The 6,648-nt window shown below is 28.5% G+C and carries 7 protein-coding genes; 1 reads left to right on the forward strand and 6 read right to left on the reverse strand.

Annotation, left to right across the window (positions count from 1 at the left end):
• Positions 1-98: 98 nt before the first annotated feature.
• From E6A48_RS11355 to E6A48_RS11370, 4 genes are read right to left on the reverse strand one after another with little or no spacing between them, the layout of a single operon-like run.
• Positions 99-1,301: an ABC transporter substrate-binding protein gene (locus E6A48_RS11355; RefSeq protein ID WP_219710420.1), complete on the reverse strand. Its 1,203-nt coding sequence runs from the start codon at positions 1,299-1,301 to the stop codon at positions 99-101.
• A gap of 24 nt (positions 1,302-1,325) precedes the next feature.
• Positions 1,326-2,138 carry an ABC transporter permease gene (locus tag E6A48_RS11360; RefSeq protein WP_219699891.1) on the reverse strand — a complete coding sequence of 271 codons (813 nt, stop codon included), beginning with the start codon at positions 2,136-2,138 and terminating at the stop codon, positions 1,326-1,328.
• Positions 2,135-2,950, reverse strand: coding sequence for an ABC transporter permease (locus E6A48_RS11365; RefSeq protein ID WP_219710421.1), 816 nt, complete (start codon positions 2,948-2,950; stop codon positions 2,135-2,137). Before E6A48_RS11365 ends, E6A48_RS11360 begins: the two co-directional genes overlap by 4 nt.
• Positions 2,947-4,005 (reverse strand): ABC transporter ATP-binding protein, encoded by a 1,059-nt coding sequence (locus tag E6A48_RS11370; RefSeq protein WP_219710426.1) that lies wholly within the window; start codon positions 4,003-4,005, stop codon positions 2,947-2,949. The genes E6A48_RS11365 and E6A48_RS11370 overlap by 4 nt, the downstream gene beginning before the upstream one ends.
• 448 nt (positions 4,006-4,453) lie before the next feature.
• On the opposite strand from E6A48_RS11370, the gene E6A48_RS11375 reads away from it, so the two are divergent.
• Positions 4,454-4,945: an LEA type 2 family protein gene (locus E6A48_RS11375; RefSeq protein WP_219710422.1), complete on the forward strand. Its 492-nt coding sequence runs from the start codon at positions 4,454-4,456 to the stop codon at positions 4,943-4,945.
• A gap of 10 nt (positions 4,946-4,955) precedes the next feature.
• Here E6A48_RS11375 and E6A48_RS11380 read toward each other — a convergent pair whose 3' ends face one another.
• Positions 4,956-6,320 (reverse strand): MATE family efflux transporter, encoded by a 1,365-nt coding sequence (locus E6A48_RS11380; RefSeq protein ID WP_219710423.1) that lies wholly within the window; start codon positions 6,318-6,320, stop codon positions 4,956-4,958.
• A gap of 26 nt (positions 6,321-6,346) precedes the next feature.
• On the reverse strand, positions 6,347-6,648 hold a 302-nt coding region (locus E6A48_RS11385), incomplete at its 5' end, for a hypothetical protein (protein WP_219710424.1).

A 6,648-nucleotide genomic window follows, 5' to 3' on the forward strand; every position in this document is an offset into this window, starting at 1 on the left:
AAAAGAACTGGGGTGTGGGGCAAAGCCCCACTATAAAATTTAATTACTAGACTTAAAATTATTATCAAATAATAAAAAAATTTTTCAATATATAATTATTAATTTTCTCTTCTCTTCTTCTTTCTCAAAACTATTATAGCTACACATAAAGCTACAACTACAACCAAAGATATAGGAACTACCCAACCGCCGTAAGTTGAATCATCTGATAATATCTCATTCCAAAGCTCTTCCATAAGCAAGTTTGTCTCATCTGGCAATGTTATATAAACTTCGCAATTATCAAGAACCTCTGCTGGCGGATATATTAAAGGATTATTTTTTACTTCTTCGCTCATAATATTTATAGCAGCATTATTAGGAGAGCCATAATTTATATATTCTATATTAGCTAAAGCAACTTCTGCCTCGCATAAGAAATTTATATAAAGCTCAGCAGCCTCAACATTTTGAGCATTTGAAGGTATACATATAGCATCTACAAATAAATTAGCTCCCTTCTCTGGTATAACAAATTTTAAATCAGGATTATTGTCTATCATAGAAAGAGAATCTCCAGCATAATAAACACCTATAGCAGCTTCTCCTGATTCCATTTTGTCATATATTTCGTCCATTACATAAGCCTGAACTAAAGGTTTTTGCTCTTTTAATATTCTAGCAGTCTCTCTTAATTCCATCTCATTAGTAGTATTTAATGAATAGTTTAAATAAGCCTGTGCTACTCCAAAAGCATCTCTTGGATTATAATACATAAGTATTTGACCTTTATATTTATCATTAAAAAGTATATTCCAATCTACTATATCTTCTGTTACTTTTTTTGTATTATATATTATTCCATTTACCCCCCAAGTATATGCTATAGAATATTCACCTGTTGGGTCATAGAGTTGTTTATAAAATCTGCTGTCTATATTTTTGGCAGCTGGTATATTTTTAAAATTTATCTTTTGTACAAGATTTTCTTTTATCAATTTTGCTATCATATAATCTGAAGGTATTATTATATCATAAGCAATACCGCCAACTTTTAATTTTACATAAAGCTCTTCATTTGAAGCAAAAGTTGAGTAATTTACTTTTATACCTGTAAGCTCTTCAAACTCTTTGTTAATATCCATAGATTCATCAGAACCATCAGATATATACTCGCCCCAGTTGTATACATTTAAAGACATATTCTTATCTTTAAACTTCTGATAGTAGTTTAAATCGAGCTTGCTAGTATCAAGTGTTTGTCCATTCAATGAATAAAAACACATAGAAACTAATGCAAAACTAAAAAATAATTTTTTCATTTTTTGTTATTCTCCTTTTAACTATTAATTATTTTTATTAAATTTTCTTTTAAGCTGTGTTAAATATTTTTCTTTTTTTATCTCTTTAATATTAATAACTACTAAAGTGATAAGCACTATAGTAAATATTACAGTAGATATAGCATTAATCTCTGGACTTACTCTTTTTCTAGTCATAGAATAAATTGTTATAGGAAGAGTTTGAGAAGTGATGCCAGAAGTAAAATAACTCACAACAAAATCATCTAAAGAATAAGTAAGAGCCATTAAAAAACCTGCTATAATACCAGGAAATATATCAGGAATTACAACCTTCCAAAAAGCCAAAGTAGGAGTGCATCCCAAATCTAATGCCGCTTCATACAAACTGCTGTCTTGCTGTCTTAATTTTGGAAGAACATTTAATATTACATAAGGTATATTAAAAGTAATATGAGCAAGTATAAGAGTTGTAAAACCGAATTTCAATTTCATTATTACAAATAAAAGCATTAATGAAACACCAGTTACTATTTCAGGATTAATTATAGATATATATGTAACACCCATAATAGCACTTTTCATTTTTTTGTTAAAAGAACTTATTCCAATAGCAGCCATAGTTCCTATAATTGTAGCAAGTACAGATGAAACAGCTGCCACTATAATTGTGTTTAAAAAAGAAGTTAATATCAAATCATTTGAAAAAAGTCTATTATACCATTCTAAAGTAAATCCTGTAAAAACTCCGCGTCCTCTTGCCTTATTGAAAGAGAAAAATATTAATATAGCTATAGGAGCATATAAAAACAAAAATATAAAAGCAATATATGTTCTAGAGAGTATTTTTTTTATCATAATAGCATACCCTCCACATCGTCATCATCATCAATCTGCTGCATAAGCATTATAGCACATAATGAAATTACTATTAAAACTAAACTAATAGCAGAACCCAAATTAGGATTATAAGACATTCCTAAAAATTGCATCTCTATTAAATCACCTATAAGTATGTTTGAGCCTCCACCAAGCATACGAGAAATTACAAATGTACTAACAGCCGCCACAAACACCATAGTAACGCCAGAAGCCATACCAGGTAAACTTAAAGGAAAAACAACTTTTGTAAATACATTAAAAGAATTAGCACCCAAATCTTGAGAAGCCTCTATTAAACTTTTATGTATCTTTGTCATTACAGAATATAGAGGAAGTATCATGAAAGGCAAATAATTATATATCATTCCTATAAGTACAGCCCATTGAGTGTTTATAAGTTTTACAGGTGAAAGTCCGAAAAAAATTAAAGCCTTGTTAATTAAACCATTTTGCTCTAATATGGTCATCCAAGCATATGTTCTTAATAAAAAGTTCATCCACATAGGAAGCATTACAAGCATTATTAAGGCATGCTGAACTGTTTTGTTTTGTCTTGATATATAATAAGATAATGGATAAGCAAGTATTAAGCACACCAAAGTAGACACAAAAGCAAGCATCACAGAACGCATTATAACAGGGGCAAATGTAGAAACATCTGCGAAATTTTTTATAGTAAAATCACCCCTCTGATTAGTAAAAGCAAAATATATAACCAAAACTAAAGGCACTAATATAAAAACTAAAGTCCAAATAAGATAAGGTATAGCAGGTATTTTTGTTTTCATAAAAGTACCTCCTCTTCCTCTCTTTTCATTATATGAATATTTTCTTTAGCCACATCAATACCAATCTCAGTACCAGCTTCCCATTTTTCTGTAGAATGTATAATCCATTTATAACCATGAGCATCTAGTATCATCTCATAATGAACGCCTTTAAATATAGCAGATTCCACAAGTCCAGATATATTAGCATCTTCTGCAGGCACTACTATTATATCTTCAGGTCGAATAACAACATCAACTTTCTCTAACTTTTCAAAACCCTTATCAACACAATTAAATACATAACCCGCAAACTCAACTAAATAATCTTCATGCATAATGCCGTCTATAATATTGCTCTCTCCAATAAAATCTGCTATGAATGCATTTTTTGGTTCATTGTATATATCTTGAGGAGTACCAATCTGAAGTATTTCACCGTCTTTCATAACTGCAACTGTATCGCTCATAGTTAAAGCTTCTTCTTGGTCATGGGTAACATATACAAAAGTAATTTCTAATGACTGCTGAATTTTTTTAAGCTCTATTTGCATCTCTTTTCTAAGTTTTAAATCTAATGCTCCTAAAGGCTCATCAAGAAGCAAAACTCTAGGCTTGTTTATTAATGCCCTTGCAATAGCTACCCTCTGCTGCTGACCGCCTGATAAATTATTAATATTTCTATTTCCATAATTTTCTAAGTTCACCATCTTCAGCATTTGATTAACTCTATCTTTAATCTCTGCTTTAGGAACCTTTTTGAGATTAAGACCAAAAGCAATGTTTTCAAACACATTAAGATGCGGAAACAAAGCATATCTTTGAAAAACAGTATTTACTTCCCTTTTGTAGGGCTGAGTATTATTTATCACCTTACCGTCAAATAATACCTCTCCAGAATCAGGCTTAACAAAACCTGCTATAGTTCTAAGTATAGTTGTTTTACCGCAGCCTGAAGGTCCTAAGAGAGTGAGAAACTCTTTGTCTTTTATGTCTAAATTGAGATTTTCAAGTATGGTATTTTCACCATAAGATACATTGATATTTTTTAAAGATACGATAATATTATCGCCCATCACACGACCCCCTATGCGTATATTTACAATAGCCTCCGTAAAATTACGTATATACATGTTAACGTATAAAACGCAGTTTACTCGTCGCTTACCCGCATAGGGTTTTTTTCGTTCTAGCTAATTATATAGTAAAACTATTAATAAGCCTTTCTTAGTCAACAGATACACCTGCAAAGAATATCCATTACTCGAGCTATTGCATTAATTTTTTAATGAAACTCAATATAATACAAATAAAAATAATGTCAATACTATAAATAAAATTTTATTTAAGTTTTTTAATTCTAATGAAATATTTTTACTAAATGTTATTAACATATCATAAAAAATAAATTTAAATATGAAATCTTAATATACAAAAGTTGCAATACTATTATAAATTATATATAATCCAATATAAATAGATTTTTAGTTCTATAAGAAAATTAACATCAAGGAAGTTCATTCTATGAAAAATATCAAAAAATTATCTATTGTCTTAATATCTTTATTATTTATATTATCTTCATGCGAAACATTGCAAAATACAGCAAAAGAAATTACAAGAGAATATATAGAAGAAAATAAACCAGATATAAAAGTAAAAGAAGCATCTATTTCCAGTATAACTTTTAAAGATATTACTTTAGATGTGCTTCTAAACATAAAAAATAATTTTGCTTTTGAACTTCCATTAGATAGAATAGATGTAGAATTAATCAATTCAGACAATAAAGTTTTTGCAACTGCCAATACTGTTCAAACTCTAAAAATACCTTCAAAACAATCAGAAGATATTAATATGGAGTTTAATGCTAAATATATTGATGTATTTACTACAGCCTTTGGAAGTATAAAAAATAAAAGCTTTAATTGTACTGCTAAAATTACTTTAACTTTTACAATACAAAACATGAAATTCCAAATACCTTATACTAAAAAATTAATCTTTATAGAATAAAGTATTATTATTATTCTCGTGTAATATTTGAGTTTTTCTGCCATTTATTAGATTTATAATAATATAAACTAAACAAAGTATTTATTATATAGCAAATACCCATAGATGCCCATATACCAACAAGTGCAAACTTTCCTGATAATGCATAAGCTAATATGGTTCTTAAAATAAGTGTAGTAGAAGTGCTAAAAACCATTATTACTATAGTTTTGCCAGCTCCATTAATTACACCATTACATACAAACATAATAGAATAAAATATAAATATAGGCATTATAGTATAAATATAGCTTTTAGAATATTCAAAAACTTCCAAATCTTTTGTAAACATGTTGATTAATAAATGAGGATTAACTATAGAAAATATGCTCATCACAGAAGAGATAATAATGCCAATAACAATACCATTTTTAAAAATTTGTTTTACTCTGTCAAATTTATTAGCTCCAATATTTTGTGCAGACATTGTCATGACAGCATTGCCCAAAGCCCCTATAGGCATAATAAATAAAGATTCTACCCTATTTACTATAGCAACCGTAGCACTTGCAGCATCTCCAAAACTGCTTATAAGCCTTGTTATTATAAGCCAGCCAAAAGCTACTATAAATTGATTTGATGAAATTGGAATTGCTAATTTCATTATCTTTTTAGTTATATTAATATCAAATGTAAATATAAAAGGATTAATTTTTATAAAGCTATTTTTTATTCTTAAGTATGATGTACTTATTAACACAGAAATACATTGAGATATTACAGTAGCAATAGCTGCCCCCTTAAGCCCCATTGCTGGAATTATAAAAAAACCTTTTATTAGTATTGGGTCTAATATAATATTAACAATAGAAGATACTATCAAAAATATTAAAGGTCTCACGCTATCACCAACAGCTCTAAGTATAGAAGATATAAAAAAATAAGAATAAGCAAAAGGTAAACCTATTATAGTTATTCTCAAATAAATAACAGCCATATCTAAAGCATCTTTTGGGGTATTCATTATTATTAATATTTTCTTAGCAAATATAAACATTAATAACCCAACAGTAAAAAGTATAATAACTCCCAAAGTGGTAGATACCTTTATTACATGAGTAACGCTATTATAATCTTTAGCACCATAATATTGCGATACTATAACCCCATTAGCCATATTGACTCCAAAAGCAAAAGAGCCCATCATAAGCGTTATTGGAAAACTCACAGCAACAGCAGAAAGCCCAAGAGGTCCTATAATATTACCTATCCATATACTATCTACTATATTATAAACAACATTCAATATGTTTGATAATAGTATTGGTATCAAAAGTGTGATGAGTGTAGAAGAAACTTTTGACTCTGTGAGATCTTTACCTATATGATTTGACATATAATTATTATAACCTTCAAAATTAATTAATATCTATTAAAAGTACCGCTATATATTTTATCATTCATAATATTTCTTTTCTCAACCAACTTAACATTAGCTGTATAAATACTTTCATTAAAACTGCTCTTTACAAACTCTATTGTTAAATAATAAGTAACACTATCTCCCCTATCATATACATATTTAGTTGCCTCATACACATCATTCCCAGAAATGGTTTTATATACAATGTCATATTTATAAAAATCTATAGTAAGATTATACTGGTCTTTAAATTGCATAGTACCGTCAGAAGCAATCCTTATAATAGAATTACCATGTATAT

The organism is Brachyspira pilosicoli (assembly GCF_019402445.1).
In the GTDB taxonomy this organism is placed as follows: domain Bacteria; phylum Spirochaetota; class Brachyspiria; order Brachyspirales; family Brachyspiraceae; genus Brachyspira; species Brachyspira pilosicoli_B.